This is a genomic window from Serratia marcescens (assembly GCF_001902635.1).
GTDB classification, from domain to species: domain Bacteria; phylum Pseudomonadota; class Gammaproteobacteria; order Enterobacterales; family Enterobacteriaceae; genus Serratia; species Serratia marcescens_F.
In genome coordinates this window covers 132,632-146,338 of the sequence record NZ_MJAO01000008.1, presented here as the reverse complement: position 1 = coordinate 146,338, position 13,707 = coordinate 132,632, and the positions used below count along the sequence as shown (strand labels likewise).

The 13,707-nt window shown below is 62.1% G+C and carries 10 protein-coding genes; all 10 read right to left on the bottom strand.

The window, feature by feature from the left end:
• Nucleotides 1-82: 82 nt before the first annotated feature.
• Complete coding sequence (gene narI / locus BHU62_RS10145) at nucleotides 83-760, bottom strand: respiratory nitrate reductase subunit gamma (protein ID WP_073531894.1); 678 nt, start codon at nucleotides 758-760, stop codon at nucleotides 83-85.
• 2 nt (nucleotides 761-762) lie between these two features.
• Nucleotides 763-1,485, bottom strand: a complete 723-nt coding sequence (narJ, locus tag BHU62_RS10140) for a nitrate reductase molybdenum cofactor assembly chaperone (protein ID WP_073531893.1) — start codon at nucleotides 1,483-1,485, stop codon at nucleotides 763-765.
• Nucleotides 1,482-3,026 (bottom strand): nitrate reductase subunit beta, encoded by a 1,545-nt coding sequence (gene narH / locus BHU62_RS10135; protein WP_073531892.1) that lies wholly within the window; start codon nucleotides 3,024-3,026, stop codon nucleotides 1,482-1,484. Before narH ends, narJ begins: the two co-directional genes overlap by 4 nt.
• A complete protein-coding gene (locus BHU62_RS10130; RefSeq protein ID WP_073531891.1) occupies nucleotides 3,023-6,784 on the bottom strand; it encodes a nitrate reductase subunit alpha in 3,762 nt (1,253 codons plus the stop codon). Before BHU62_RS10130 ends, narH begins: the two co-directional genes overlap by 4 nt.
• A gap of 278 nt (nucleotides 6,785-7,062) precedes the next feature.
• Nucleotides 7,063-7,965 (bottom strand): glycosyltransferase family 2 protein, encoded by a 903-nt coding sequence (locus BHU62_RS10125; RefSeq protein WP_073531890.1) that lies wholly within the window; start codon nucleotides 7,963-7,965, stop codon nucleotides 7,063-7,065.
• A gap of 45 nt (nucleotides 7,966-8,010) precedes the next feature.
• On the bottom strand, nucleotides 8,011-8,997 hold the full coding sequence (locus BHU62_RS10120; protein WP_073531889.1) for a glycosyltransferase family 2 protein: 987 nt from the start codon (nucleotides 8,995-8,997) through the stop codon (nucleotides 8,011-8,013).
• A 12-nt stretch (nucleotides 8,998-9,009) separates the two neighbouring features.
• Nucleotides 9,010-10,893: a carbohydrate-binding protein CenC gene (locus BHU62_RS10115; RefSeq protein WP_073531888.1), complete on the bottom strand. Its 1,884-nt coding sequence runs from the start codon at nucleotides 10,891-10,893 to the stop codon at nucleotides 9,010-9,012.
• Nucleotides 10,890-11,633, bottom strand: a complete 744-nt coding sequence (locus tag BHU62_RS10110) for a glycosyltransferase family 2 protein (protein ID WP_073531887.1) — start codon at nucleotides 11,631-11,633, stop codon at nucleotides 10,890-10,892. Before BHU62_RS10110 ends, BHU62_RS10115 begins: the two co-directional genes overlap by 4 nt.
• 10 nt (nucleotides 11,634-11,643) lie before the next feature.
• On the bottom strand, nucleotides 11,644-12,699 hold the full coding sequence (locus BHU62_RS10105) for a glycosyltransferase family 4 protein (RefSeq protein ID WP_073531886.1): 1,056 nt from the start codon (nucleotides 12,697-12,699) through the stop codon (nucleotides 11,644-11,646).
• Between the two features lies 1 nt (nucleotide 12,700).
• The gene (locus BHU62_RS10100; protein ID WP_073531885.1) at nucleotides 12,701-13,606 is read right to left on the bottom strand and encodes a glycosyltransferase family 2 protein; all 906 of its coding nucleotides are present in this window, start codon (nucleotides 13,604-13,606) and stop codon (nucleotides 12,701-12,703) included.
• Nucleotides 13,607-13,707 lie beyond the last annotated feature (101 nt).

Here is a 13,707-nt window from a genome sequence, read left to right as displayed (position 1 = left end):
GCAAGGCGGTGAGAATAGGCAGGCGGCGGGTAAATTATCGGAATTGCGCCGCCGCTGGCTTCCAGCGGCGGCGGGGTCAGGCTCAGCGGCGGTTGCGCACCAGCTGATAACGGCGGGTCAGATACTCCACCGGCGCACTCCAGATATGCACCAGGCGGCAGAACGGGAACAGCACGAACAGCGTCATGCCCAGCACCATGTGCAGTTTGAAGATAAACGCCACCCCTTCCAGGTGCGCAGAAGCGCCGGCGTGGAAGGTCACCACCGCCTGCGCCCAGGCCACCAGCTTCATCATTTCGCTGCCGTCCATATGCTGGGCGGAGAACGGAATGGTCAGCAGGCCGAGGCACACCTGCACCACCAGCAGTGTCAGGATCATGATGTCGGCGAAGCTGCTGGTGGCACGCACCCGCGGGTTGGTCAACCGGCGCTTCAGCAACAGCGCGCCGCCGATCAGCGTCATCAGGCCGCAGGCACCGCCGGCGATCATCGCCAGCTTCTGCTTCACGTCGATCGGCAGGAAGGCCTCATACATCCAGTGCGGCGTCAGCATGCCGAGGAAGTGGCCGACGAAGATGCCGATAATGCCGATGTGGAACAGGTTGGACGCCAGCCGCATGCCCTTTTTATCCAGCATCTGGCTGGAGCCGGCGCGCCAGCTGTACTGCCCATAGTCATAGCGCAGCCAACTGCCGATCAGGAACACCGCGCCGGCCAGATAAGGGTAGATATCGAAGAAGAACTGATTCAGAAATTGCATGATTAGCGTCCTTTGGTTCCGGTTAACGCATCCGTCAGATCCAGATACTGTGGCGCCACCGCGCCGGCGAAGCGCCGCTGGTGCGCCGTCTGCTGGGCGGAGGCGCAGCCCTGTTCGCCGAGAAACTTGACCTGCTCCTCTTCCCACACCGCATCCAGCGCCTGCGGCGTATCGTCGCGCGCCTCTTGCGCCACCTGGGTCTCCAGCGCCTGCGCCTGCACCTCGCCGCCGGACAGCAATAGCAGCAGATCGAACAGCACCGCGTACGGGCTTTCACGCTGTTGCAAGCGCGCGCCCAGCAGCGCCAGGATCGGCGCGATGTCCTGTAGCCCTTCGCGCGCCTGCGCCGCGCTGCGGCTGGCCAGATACTCCAGATACAGCGGCAGGAAATCCGGCAGCTCGCGGCTGTCTATCTCCAGCCCGGCGGCGCGGTACTGCGCCATCAGGTCGACCATCGCCTGACCGCGATCGCGCGACTCGCCGTGCACGTGTTCAAACAGCAGCAGCGAGGTGGCGCGGCCGCGATCGAACAGCTCGCAATAGTCGGCCTGTGCATCCAGCAGCGGGCGGGCGCACAGGCGGCGGATAAACAGAATCAGCTGCGCGCTGTGGTGCAGATCCAGCTCGCTGGCCGGTTCCAGCGCCTCGATCAGCGCCTGCTGATGGTCAAACAGCGCCTGCTCCGGGTAATCCAGCAGGCGGGCGATCACTTTCAGGCTGATCATGAGGCGTCCTCCGGCCGCGCGGTTTTCGCGGTCACGTCGATGGCGTCGATGCGGCGGCTGTTGAACAAGTTGAACTTGCCGTCGCTGCCGTGGCAGCCGTCGCCGAAGCTGAAGCCGCACCCTTTGCTTTCCGGGAAGGCTTCGCGCGCCAGTTCGCGGTGGCTCGACGGCACCACGAAACGATCTTCATAGTTGGCAATCGCCAGGTAGCGATACATCTCCTGCGCCTGCGCTTCGCTCAACCCGACCTGTTCCAGCGCGCTGGTGTCCACCACGCCGTCGACGGTTTCCGCCCGCTTGTAGTGGCGCATCGCCAACATGCGCTTCAGCGCCAGCAGCACCGGTTCGGTATCGCCGGCGGTCAGCAGGTTCGCCAGATACTGCACCGGAATGCGCAGGCTCTCGACGTCCGGCAGCACGCCGCTGTGCGCCAGCTCGCCGGCGTCGGCGGCGGACTGAATCGGCGACAACGGCGGCACGTACCACACCATCGGCAGCGTGCGGTATTCCGGGTGCAGCGGCAGCGCCAGCTTCCAGTCCATCGCCATTTTGTATACCGGCGATTGCTGAGCGGCTTCAATCACGCCCTGCGGCACGCCGTCCGCCAGCGCCTGCGCAATCACCGCCGGGTCATGCGGATCGAGGAAGATATCGAGCTGGCTCTGATACAGATCCTTGTCGTTCTCCACCGCCGCCGCCTGCTCGATGCGATCGGCGTCATACAGCAGCACGCCGAGGTAGCGGATACGGCCGACGCAGGTCTCCGAACATACCGTCGGCTGCCCGGCTTCGATGCGCGGGTAGCAGAAGATGCACTTCTCGGACTTGCCGCTCTTCCAGTTGAAGTAGATTTTCTTGTACGGGCAGCCGGTCAGGCACATGCGCCAGCCGCGGCACTTGTCCTGGTCGATCAGCACGATGCCGTCTTCGCCGCGCTTGTAGATCGCCCCGCTCGGGCAGGTGGCGACGCAGGCCGGGTTGAGGCAGTGCTCGCACAGGCGCGGCAGGTACATCATGAAGGTGTTTTCGAACTGGCCGTATATCGCCTTCTGCAGATTGTCGAAGTTCTTGTCCTGCGAGCGTTTCTCGAATTCCCCGCCGAGGATCTCTTCCCAGTTCGGGCCGCTTTCGATCTTGTTCATGCGCTGGCCGGTGATCAGCGAGCGCGGGCGGGCCACCGGCTGGTGCTTGCCCTGTTTGGCGGTGTGCAGATGCTGGTAGTCGTAATCGAACGGCTCGTAATAGTCGTCCAACGCCGGCACGTCCGGGTTGGCGAAGATTTTCGACAGCACGCCGACGCGGTTGCCCATACGCGGCTCCAGCTTGCCGTTGATTTTGCGGATCCAGCCGCCCTTCCATTTTTCCTGATCTTCCCAGGCGTGCGGATAACCGACGCCGGGCTTGCTTTCCACGTTATTGAACCAGGCGTATTCCATGCCTTCACGGCTGGTCCAGACGTTTTTGCAGGTGACCGAACAGGTGTGGCAACCGATGCACTTGTCCAGATTCAGCACCATGCCGACTTGCGAACGAATTTTCATTTGCTGTTCTCCTGCTGACTGCCCTGCGCGTAGTCGTTGCCTTCATCGTCCAACCAATCAATGCGGTTCATCTTGCGCACCACCACGAACTCGTCGCGGTTGGAGCCGACGGTGCCGTAGTAGTTGAAGCCGTAGGCCAGCTGCGCATAGCCGCCGATCATGTGGGTCGGCTTCGGGCAGGCGCGGGTCACCGAGTTGTGGATGCCGCCACGTTGGCGGGTGATCTCCGAGCCCGGCAGATTCACGATGCGCTCCTGCGCGTGGTACATCATGGTCATGCCGGCCGGGATACGCTGGCTGACCACCGCACGCGCCGTCAGCGCGCCGTTGGCGTTGAAGGCCTCGATCCAGTCGTTGTCCGCGATGCCCAGATCTTTGGCATCGTCTTCGCTCAGCCAGACGATCGGGCCGCCGCGCGACAGCGTCAGCATCAGCAGGTTGTCGCTGTAGGTGGAGTGAATGCCCCACTTCTGGTGCGGCGTCAGGAAGTTCAGCGCCTTCTCCTTGTTGCCGTTTGGCTTGCTGTTGAGCAGCGGCTGCGCGGCACGGGTGTCGATCGGCGGCCGGTAGACCAGCAGGCTTTCACCGAAGGCGCGCATCCACTCGTGGTCCTGATACAGCTGCTGACGGCCGCTGAGGGTGCGCCACGGGATCAGCTCATGCACGTTGGTGTAGCAGGCGTTGTAGGAAACGTGTTCATCCTCCAAGCCAGACCAGGTCGGGCTGGAGATGATTTTTCGCGGCTGCGCCTGAATGTCGCGGAAGCGAATTTTCTCGTCTTCCTTGTTCAGCGCCAGGTGGCGGTGATCGCGACCGGTGACGTTGCTCAGGGCTTCCCAGGCTTTTACCGCCACCTGGCCGTTGGTTTCCGGCGCCAGCGACAGGATCACTTCCGCCGCGTCTATCGCGCTCTCGATCTTCGGCCGCCCCGCCGCCGGGCCATCAGCCTTGACGTAGTTAAGCTGCTTGAGGAAATCGACTTCGGTCTGGGTGTTCCAGCTGATGCCCTTACCCCCGTTGCCCAGTTTGTCCATCAATGGCCCCAGCGAGGTGAAGCGCTCGTAGGTGGCCGGGTAATCGCGTTCCACCGCGATGATATGCGGTGCGGTTTTACCGGGGATCAGGTCGCATTCGCCTTTCTTCCAGTCCTGCACGCCGTAAGGCTGCGCCAGTTCAGCGGCGGAGTCGTGCTGGATAGGCAGGGTCACCACGTCGGTTTCCTGGCCCAGATGGCCGACGCACACCTCGGAAAAGGCCTTGGCGATGCCCTTGTAGATCTCCCAATCGCTCTTCGAATCCCAGGCCGGATCGACCGCCGCCGACAGCGGGTGAATGAACGGGTGCATATCAGAGGTGTTCATGTCGTCTTTTTCGTACCAGGTGGCGGTCGGCAGCACCACGTCGGAGTACAGGCAGGTGCTCGACATGCGGAAATCGAGCGTCACCACCAGATCCAGCTTGCCTTCGCCACCCTGCTCGCGCCATTCCACTTCCTGCGGCTTCACGCCGCCCTGCTGGCCGAGATCTTTCCCCTGAATGCCGTTTTCGGTGCCCAACAGGTATTTGAGCATGTACTCGTGCCCCTTGCCGGAGGAGCCCAGCAGATTGGAGCGCCAGACGAACAGGTTGCGCGGGAAGTTCTGCGGATTGTCCGGCTGTTCGGCGGCGAAGCCCAGCGTGCCGTTCTTCAGGCTGTCGACGGTAAATTCGATTGGCGATTGACCGGCGGCACGGGCCTGCTCCGCCAGGCGCAGCGGGTTGGTGCCCAGCTGCGGCGCCGACGGCAGCCAGCCCATGCGCTCGGCGCGCACGTTGAAGTCGATCAGGCTGCCGCCGAAGCGCGACTTGTCCGCCAGCGGCGACAGCAGCTCGTCGGTGCCGACGGTTTCATAGCGCCATTGGCTGGAATGGTTGTAGAAGAACGAGGTGCTGTTCATGTGGCGCGGCGGGCGCTGCCAGTCGAGGCCGAACGCCAGCGGCAGCCAGCCGGTTTGCGGCCGCAGTTTTTCCTGGCCGACGTAGTGCGCCCAGCCGCCGCCGCTCTGGCCGACGCAACCGCAGAAGATCAGCATATTGATCAGGCCGCGGTAGGTCATGTCCATGTGATACCAGTGGTTGACGCCGGCGCCGACGATGATCATCGAACGGCCGTGGGTCTTCTCGGCATTTTCCGCGAACTCGCGGGCAATGCGGATGATGTTGTGGCGCGACACGCCGGTGATCTGCTCGGCCCAGGCCGGGCTGTAAGCTTTGACCTCGTCATAGTCGGCGGCACAGTTGGCGTCGCCCAACCCACGTTCGAGGCCGTAGTTGGCCAGCGTCAGGTCGTACACGCTGGTCACCAGCGCTTCGCTGCCGTCCGCCAGCCGCAGGCGCTTCACCGGCAGTTTGTGCAGCAGGATCTCGTCCAGCGCCACACTGTTGAAATGCTCGCTGTCGGCGCCGCCGAAATACGGGAAGCCCACCTCAGCGACATCGTCATGGCCCCCCAACAGGCTGAGCTGCAGCTCGACGTCCTGCTGCGCCTTGCCTTCGCGCTGTTCCAGGTTCCACTTGCCCTTCTCGCCCCAGCGGAAACCGATCGAGCCCTGCGGCGCCACGAGCTCGCCGCTGCGGCTGTCGATAGCGACGGTTTTCCACTCGGGATTGTTTTCCTGGCCCAGCCCGTCCACCAGATCGGCGGCGCGCAGCAGACGGCCGGCGGCGTAGTGGCCGCCTTCACGCGGCTCCAACAGCACCAGCATCGGCATATCGGTATAGCGGCGCACGTAGTCGCGGAAGTAGCCGACTTCGCGATCCAGATGGAACTCTTTCAGCATCACGTGGCCCATCGCCAGCGCCATCGCGCTGTCGGTGCCCTGCTTCGGATTCAGCCAGTGATCGCACAGCTTGGCGACTTCGGCATAGTCCGGCGTCACCGCCACGGTTTTGGTGCCTTTGTAGCGCACTTCGGTAAAGAAGTGGGCGTCCGGGGTACGCGTCTGCGGCACGTTGGAACCCCAGGCGATAATGTAGGAGGAGTTGTACCAGTCGGCGGACTCCGGCACGTCGGTCTGTTCGCCCCAGGTCATCGGCGAGGCCGGCGGCAGATCGCAATACCAGTCGTAGAAGCTCAGGCAGGCGCCGCCGATCAGCGACAGGTAACGGGCGCCGGCGGCGTAGGACACCATCGACATCGCCGGGATCGGCGAAAAGCCGATAATGCGATCCGGGCCGAAGGTTTTGGCGGTATAGACGTTGGCGGCGGCGATCAGCTCATTGACCTCCTGCCAGCTGGAGCGGACGAAACCGCCGCGGCCGCGCGCCACCTTGTAGCTTTTGGCTTTTTCCGCATCGCCGACGATCGAGCCCCAGGCTTCGACCGGATCGCTGTACTGCGCTTTCGCCTCGCGCCACAGCTTGAGCAGGCGCTTGCGCATCAGCGGGTATTTCAACCGGTTGGCGCTGTACAAATACCAGGAGTAGCTGGCGCCGCGCGGGCAGCCGCGCGGTTCATGGTTGGGCAGGTCGGGACGGGTGCGTGGATAGTCGGTTTGCTGGGTTTCCCAGGTCACCAGACCATTCTTCACGTAGATCTTCCAACTGCAAGAACCGGTGCAGTTCACGCCGTGGGTGGAACGCACCACTTTGTCGTGCTGCCAACGGCTGCGATAGCCGTCTTCCCAGTCGCGGTTGGTGTTCAAGGTCTGGCCGTGATCGCCAGAAAAAGGCTCCGCCAACTGCTTGAAATAGCGGAAACGGTCTAAAAATTTGCTCATCCGGAATGCTCCTGAAGGCTCTTGTCGTTATAAGAAGACATGCTCAATCTGCCGCCAGCCTACTGACGGCCAACCGGCGGCAAATTGATTGCGATCAAGAGAAAGCGGGAGGCGACGCGCGCGCCAGGTGAGAAATACCACCAAAGTATAGGTGCGTAAAATAATGTTAATTTATTGAATTAAAATGAATAAATAAGAATTTCATGGCAAGCGCAGACGGGCGGGAAGCAAGACGGGGTATTTGGGGGTAGGACGCGGGGAACACCCCGCGCCAGGTTTCAGAAAGGAACGCCGCGGAAGAAGACGTTGCGGAGGATATTTTTCACGTAAACGCCGGCCATCAATCCGCTGTTGACGTAGATGATGCCCTTCATGCCGTGCAACACGCCGCCGAGGCGGCTTTGACTGTCGGTGATGATGCGCGACGTGATGCAGGTGTGGCGCAACCGCATCACTTTGCGCGCCCGCGGCGAAATCTGCGGCATCAACCGGCGTTCGAACTGCATTTTGTTGTGGTAACCGAGGATGCCTTTCGGGCTGGAGGTGATGCGCTCGCCGTCGTGGTCGTTATGCACCGCCAGGCGTTCATGCAGCGTGCCGATGCGCATGCCCGCCGCCAACAGGCGATAGAGGAAGATATGATCCTGATAACGCGGGGTATTGAAGAATCCGCGCACCGCGATCGCCGCCTCGCGCCGCATCATGATCATCGGCGTGTAGGCGACGCCGGCCAGCATAAAGTCCTCCAGGCCATCGCAACGGGCGCGATAATAGCGCTCAGCGCTGATTTGGCCCGCCTGCAGAATATCCATGTCGCACAGGCTGACGGGGTAATCGCCGCGCTGCATGAAGGCCAGCTGACGGGCGATCTTCTCCGGGTGGTAGAAATCATCGTCGTCCAGAAAAGTGAGATATTCCCCGGTGGCACGCAGAATGCCGCTGTTGCGCGCCCGTGCGCCGCCGCCGTTGCGCGCGCGCGGGCAATAGACGATCTGCCCGGCGGCGATATAACCGGCCAGCCGTTCGCGGGTGGCTTGGCGCTGCGGGTCATCCGGCGGATTATCGTCCACCACCACGATCTCCACCGGGCGGTGGGTTTGCGCCAGAACGCTGTCGATGGCGCGCGCCAGCAGTTCGCTGCGGCCATAGGTCGGAATAATGACGCTGACTTTGATACTCATAGTTTGCTTCCACGCTGATTCATCGTCGTTCGGGCGATAACGGCTTTACCCGAAGCGGTTGTAGAGGCTGGCCACCAGGTAGTAAGCCAGCGGGCTGCGGTAGAACAGGCGGTTCTTGCGGCTCAGCATCTGCCGCTCCTCCGCCCGCAGCCGGGCATAGCGCCGCTTCAGTTCGGCGGTTTCCCGCAGCGCGTCGCGCAGGCCGAAGAAGTCCAGCCCAACCAGCAGACGCGCCTTCAGCGTGGTGACGAACAGCACCGAGTGAAACCCCTTCCCCCCCTCGTGACGGCGCCCCCTGTCGGCCCGTTCGATGGCGTAGTCGAGATCGTCCAAATCGCGCCGCTTCGGCGCGCGCGTGATGCCGTTCGGGTTGGCGCGATAGCCCACCAGCGGCGTATCGCAAACCACGATGCGGTTGGCTTTCAGATACAGCTGCGGGATCAGCTGGATATCCTCGAAGTTGCGCCCCGCCGGAAACGCCGCGTCGTTGAACAGCGAACGGTGATAGATCCGCGCCCAGGCGAACCACATGCTGCGGTTGAAGCTGTCCGCCAGCAGCGCCATATGCGGCTCGCGCTCCTGCGGCGCGGCGTTGCCGGGCACGATCGCCATCAGGCCATCGGGTTCTATCTTGCCGTTTTTCAGCCGCGAAAAGCGCTGGGCGTTGAACGCGACGATCTCCGCCTGCGGGTTATCTGCCAGCAGGCGGCCCAAAATGCCGAAGTAGCCCGGCAGCAGCACGTCGTCGGAGTCCAGAAAACCGAGATACTCGCCTTCGGCATGGGCGATCCCGGCGTTGCGCGCGGCGCTCAGACCCTGGTTTTCCTGACGCAGGATGCTGACCTGCGTTCTCAGCGTCGGATAGCGGCACAGCACCTCTTGCGCGACGGCGATGGCGCCGTCCGGGCTGCCATCATCGACGATGATCACTTCCGCCCAGTCGGGCAATTGACTCAGCACCGAGTCCAGGCACGCTTCGATGTAGGCTTCCACCTTATACACCGGGACGATCAGGCTTAGTGTGGTTGTCATGAACGGGTATCCTTATTGATTGCTTGCATCTCGTTGCACCCACAGCGCGCTGCTGCCTACTGCGGGCAACTGGGCGTCGATCTGCGGCTGCCCCTGCCAGCGCCAGCCGGGCGGCAGGTCGAAACGGGCGGACATCGGCCGGTAGTACGGGTTAGCGATCAGCACCAGGCCGCGCTTGCCGTCGATAAACAGCCGTGCCGGAACGGCGGTGTTGTTGCCGGACAGCGACGCGCCTTCACCGGAGAGCAGATACGGCGTGAAGCTGTCTATCTGCTGCGCCACGCGGGCGACGCCCTGCCAGATGTCGTCGAACTCCTGTTGGTTGAAATCGCCGCTGCGGCGTTTGTAGAACAGATCGGTATAGGAATAGAACAGCAGCCCTTTGACGCCGCCGATCAGCCCCAGCCAGGCCTGATTGCGGATCTCCGCTTCGCTCGGTTGGCGCGGTTTGCGGTGCGGCTCATAGGCGGCGTGATCCATGATCTGCATCACCAGCCACGCGCCCTTCGCCTGACGCGCCACCTGCACCGTCAGGCGCGAGTATTCCAGCGTGCGCGTCATGTCGGCGTCGCGCCCGACCGGGTAAGGATCGCTGGCCAGCACGTCGGAACTGTTGAAATAGGCGTTGAACGCGCCGGTCTGGTTCAGCGCCTGAAAGGTCAGATGATCCGGGTCCTGCTGTTTTACCTGCAGGTGCATCTGCTCTATCTGCGGTGCGTACTTCGGCCCCAGTTCATCGTTGATGTACCAGGCGAGCAGGTTCGGCTGGCTTTTAAACTTCGCCACGTAAGACGCCGTCAGCTGCGGGTAGCTCAGGCGCGTTTTCGGCGCCGAGCTGAGGCCGGGGTAGAAATCCTTCAGCGAGAAAATCACCTGCAGCCCATACTGCTGCGTCTTGCGGAAGTAGGCATAGGGATCGCGGCCCGCGCCGTAGTTGTAATTCAGCACGGTGTTGAAACCGGCGTCGCGGATGCGCGCCAGGTGTTCATCGGTCGCCATATTGCCGTACATATAGATGCCCAGCGGAAAGAAGCGCTTGCCCTGCCGCAGCGTATAGCCCTGCTCGTCCAGCGCCACTTTCGGCGGCGCATCGCCGATGCTGACCGGCATTTCGCTGCTCTGGCTGTGCTTCGACGCCACGTCCGTCACCTGCTGCTGCAGGCGATACTCGCCGGCGGCCAGGTTGGCCGGCAGCGCGAACTCCACGCGCTGGCGCTCGGCGATGTGATAGCGCCGGCTCTCCTGCCGCACGGCGGTGCGGTTGCCGTCGAGCAGCGTGCTTTCTACCTGCACCTCCTGGGGGTGCTGCACTTCGATCAGGCTGGAAGCCGACTGCCCGCCGGCGCGCATCTGATACAACGCCGGCGCCGCCGGCTGGCTGCAGGCGTAGGCGTCGTCGAACCAGGCGTTGCCGGTGGTGCCTTTGCGCAGATACAGCCCCAGCACCGTGGTCGCCGCCTGTTCCGGCACGGTGAAGCTGCCCTCCACCGGCTGCCAGCCGCTGCTGCCCAGCAGGCCTTGCGGGTAGCTGCCCGCCAGGTGGCGGCCCTTGGCGTCATAGCTTTCGACATACACCCCGGCGCCCGGCTGATCGCCTTTGCCGCGCAGGTTGTCGCCGCGCACCCACACGCCGAACGCGATCGACTGCCCCGGCTTGACCTGCAGCGTTTGCCGCATCTGGTGATATTCCGCCGGATTGGGGTTGCTGTAATACAGGCTGGCGCGGCCGCTGCGGCCGCCGGACACCACCTTGGCCGGCGGCACCGACCAACCCGCCTGGCCCTGTTCAAAGCCGGGATTGGTCAACAGATTGGTCTCGCAGACCGCCGCAGCGGCCTGAGCCGCCAGGCCGCAGCCGAGCAGCGCACAAGCTGCGTTCAAAGTTTTGCTGGTCATTGTCTTTTCATCACCGCGCTGTACAGATAGGAGAAGAACAGGTAGCAGGATTTTTGATAAGAGAGCCCCAGATGACGGCGGTAGATCTGCCACTGCCAGTCCGCCGCGCGGATTTTGTTGCCGGACAGCGAGTTGGCGGACAGCCGGTAAAACGCCAACGGCTCGGGAATGCAGTACGCCAGCCGGTTGCGCGCGCGCTCCAGAATAGACAACCACATCACGTAGTCTTCATGCCCGACCTTGCGCTGATAGATCTTGCCGACCTGACGCTGGTTGTACATGCCGGTCAGGTTGCCGATCCAGTTGCTTTTCAGCATGTCCTGGTAGGCGATGATCTCCCCGGCGCCGCGGTAGTTTTTCACCTGCGCCATGTCGTTCTCGAAGGTGTAATAGTGCGAGCAAACCACGTCGTAGCGGCGGGTTTTGAGAATGCCGACCTGGCGCGCCAGCTTGTTCGGGTGCCAGACGTCGTCGCTGTCGCAAAAGGCGATGTAGTCGCCACGCGCCGCCTCGATGGCGATGTTGCGCGTTTCTGCCACCCCTTGATTGACGTTGTTGCGGATGTAGGTCAACCGATCGTGAATGAACGGTTTGACCACCTCGGCGGTGTTGTCGGTGGAGGCGTCGTCGATCACATACAGGTGATAGTCCTGATAACTTTGATTCAGTACGCCGAGGATCGACTCGCGGATAAAACCGGCGGCGTTGTAGGCCGGCATGATGACGGACACTTTTTCCATGATGATTACCTCAGACGATAAGCTGTTGCCACTGGGGATAAATGCGTTCGGGCACAAATCGCTGCGCCTTTTCCAACGCACGATGGGAAAAGCGGCGGCGCAGTTCGCCGTCGCCGATCAGCGCCAACACGCGCTGGCTGAAGGTGTCGACGTCACCGTCGGCCACCAGATAACCGTTTTCGCGATCGTCGATCAGCTCCGCCGGGCCGGTCAGGCAATCGAAAGCCACCAGCGGCAGGCCGAAGCTCATGGCTTCGATCAGCACCATCGGCAAGCCTTCGTAGCGGGAGGTCATCAGCAGCATGCTCGCCTGCCGGTAATGGCCGGCGATATCTGCAGTGGCCGGCAGCAGTTGCACCCGGTCGTCGAGCCCGTAATCGGCGATTTGCCGCTGCAACGCCGCCTGATCCGGGCCGTCGCCGACGATGTGCAGCCGCCATTCCGGCGCCTGCTGCGCCACCAGGCGCCAGGCGGCGATCAGCCGATCGAATCCTTTCTGGTGACACAGCCTGCCGACGGCCAACGCCACCGGCCGCTGCTGTTCCGGGTGCGGTGCCCGCAACGGAAACGGCGACACATTCTCGATCACCTGGCACTTGCGTGCCGGCACCCAGCGGCCGATATTCGCCAAATCCTTCTGCGTCAGCAGCACGGTACGGTCGCCCAGCCGATAGATCAGCACCTTCAGCCACTTCATCGGCCACGGATACTGGTGAAAGCTGACATGTTCGCTCAGCACCAACCGGCTGCCGGGGCACAGCAGCCGCAGGTACGGCACCATGATCACCGAGAGTTTTCCCATCGACACGGTGATGATGGCGTCGTAGCGGCCGCGGCGTAAGAACCACGCCAGACGCCACGGCCACAGCAGCGTTCTGCCGCGCATAAAACGCAGCGTCACCGTCGGATCCAGCGGATAAAATGCCTGTTCGCCGCAGATCGATATCAGTTCGACCTGATGACTGAAGCGAGTGGCCAGCGCATTGGCCAGGCTGCTGGCCACCCGCTCGGTTCCCCCTTTGCCGGCGATGTTTTCAATTACAATTGCGATTTTCCGCGGTTGCATGTCACCTCCGTAATCCCTCGCGGGCCGTGCGCAGCAGTCGCCCCCCCAATGGAAACAGTCCTAGCCGGGCCAGACAGTCGCCATACAGCTTGATCGCTTTGAATTTGCCGCTCAGGGTGTGGCGCTCCATGCGCGATGAGTAGTAGTTAAAGGCCTGCAGATCTTCGCTGTACAGCGAAGCCAGCAGGTGTTTGCAGGCAAAACCGCTGATGTAGCGGCCGCTGGCCTGCAGATAGGTATCGATAAAGCGTTCGCTGGCGTCGATGTTCAGCCGACAGCGGTTCAGATCCTCGCCGCCGCAGCGGATAAACACCCCGCCGCCCTGATCGTGAACCACCCTGGCCCCCAAGTTGGTGGCGTTAACCAGAAACCCCCAATCCTGGTAGCGCGCCAAAAACTCCGGAAATAAAAAACGCCGGTCCTGTTTCTTGCGCACGCTGATGGTCGAGGTGCGAATATCGCCCATCTCGATAAATAAGAAATCCTCGCCGGCCACGCCTTCCTGATAATTAAACACATAGCTGCGCACGTTCTTATCGTTGACCGTGGTGTAATTACCGAACACGATATCGATCCGTGCGTCCTCATGCCGTCTCAAGCGCCGGATGATATAATTGGTACCAAACATATCCTCCGGCTCAAGAAAAAAAACCACCTCGGAACGCGCCAGGCGAAAACCGATATTGCAGGCAACGGCAATATTGCCGCGCACTCGGCTTTCATGCAGCCGGGCGCGGTGGTTCGCCGCCAGTAACCCGTGTATGCGCTCGGACTCACCGGCTTCCGACGAATAATCGACCACGATAATTTCATAATCAAAACCGGCGCAGTAATGGGTCATGCGCGCCAGCGTGGCGGCGAGGTGATTTGAATTATTAAAAGCGGGAATAACAATTGATAAGTCCATTTATTACCTCAAAAGCTATTATCAACTGGCGAGTACAGACTAATGCCAGAGAAAAAATGTGTTATCGCAGCATATCCCTGCCCGGTTATTCCCCCGCCTCG

Excerpts from the sequence above, each read along its gene's own strand:
- narI (WP_073531894.1), bottom strand. The coding sequence starts at position 760 with ATGCAATTTCTGAATCAGTTCTTCTTCGATATCTACCCTTATCTGGCC.
- narJ (WP_073531893.1), bottom strand. The coding sequence starts at position 1,485 with ATGATCAGCCTGAAAGTGATCGCCCGCCTGCTGGATTACCCGGAGCAG.
- narH (WP_073531892.1), bottom strand. The coding sequence starts at position 3,026 with ATGAAAATTCGTTCGCAAGTCGGCATGGTGCTGAATCTGGACAAGTGC.
- BHU62_RS10130 (WP_073531891.1), bottom strand. The coding sequence starts at position 6,784 with ATGAGCAAATTTTTAGACCGTTTCCGCTATTTCAAGCAGTTGGCGGAG.
- BHU62_RS10125 (WP_073531890.1), bottom strand. The coding sequence starts at position 7,965 with ATGAGTATCAAAGTCAGCGTCATTATTCCGACCTATGGCCGCAGCGAA.
- BHU62_RS10120 (WP_073531889.1), bottom strand. The coding sequence starts at position 8,997 with ATGACAACCACACTAAGCCTGATCGTCCCGGTGTATAAGGTGGAAGCC.
- BHU62_RS10115 (WP_073531888.1), bottom strand. The coding sequence starts at position 10,893 with ATGACCAGCAAAACTTTGAACGCAGCTTGTGCGCTGCTCGGCTGCGGC.
- BHU62_RS10110 (WP_073531887.1), bottom strand. The coding sequence starts at position 11,633 with ATGGAAAAAGTGTCCGTCATCATGCCGGCCTACAACGCCGCCGGTTTT.
- BHU62_RS10105 (WP_073531886.1), bottom strand. The coding sequence starts at position 12,699 with ATGCAACCGCGGAAAATCGCAATTGTAATTGAAAACATCGCCGGCAAA.
- BHU62_RS10100 (WP_073531885.1), bottom strand. The coding sequence starts at position 13,606 with ATGGACTTATCAATTGTTATTCCCGCTTTTAATAATTCAAATCACCTC.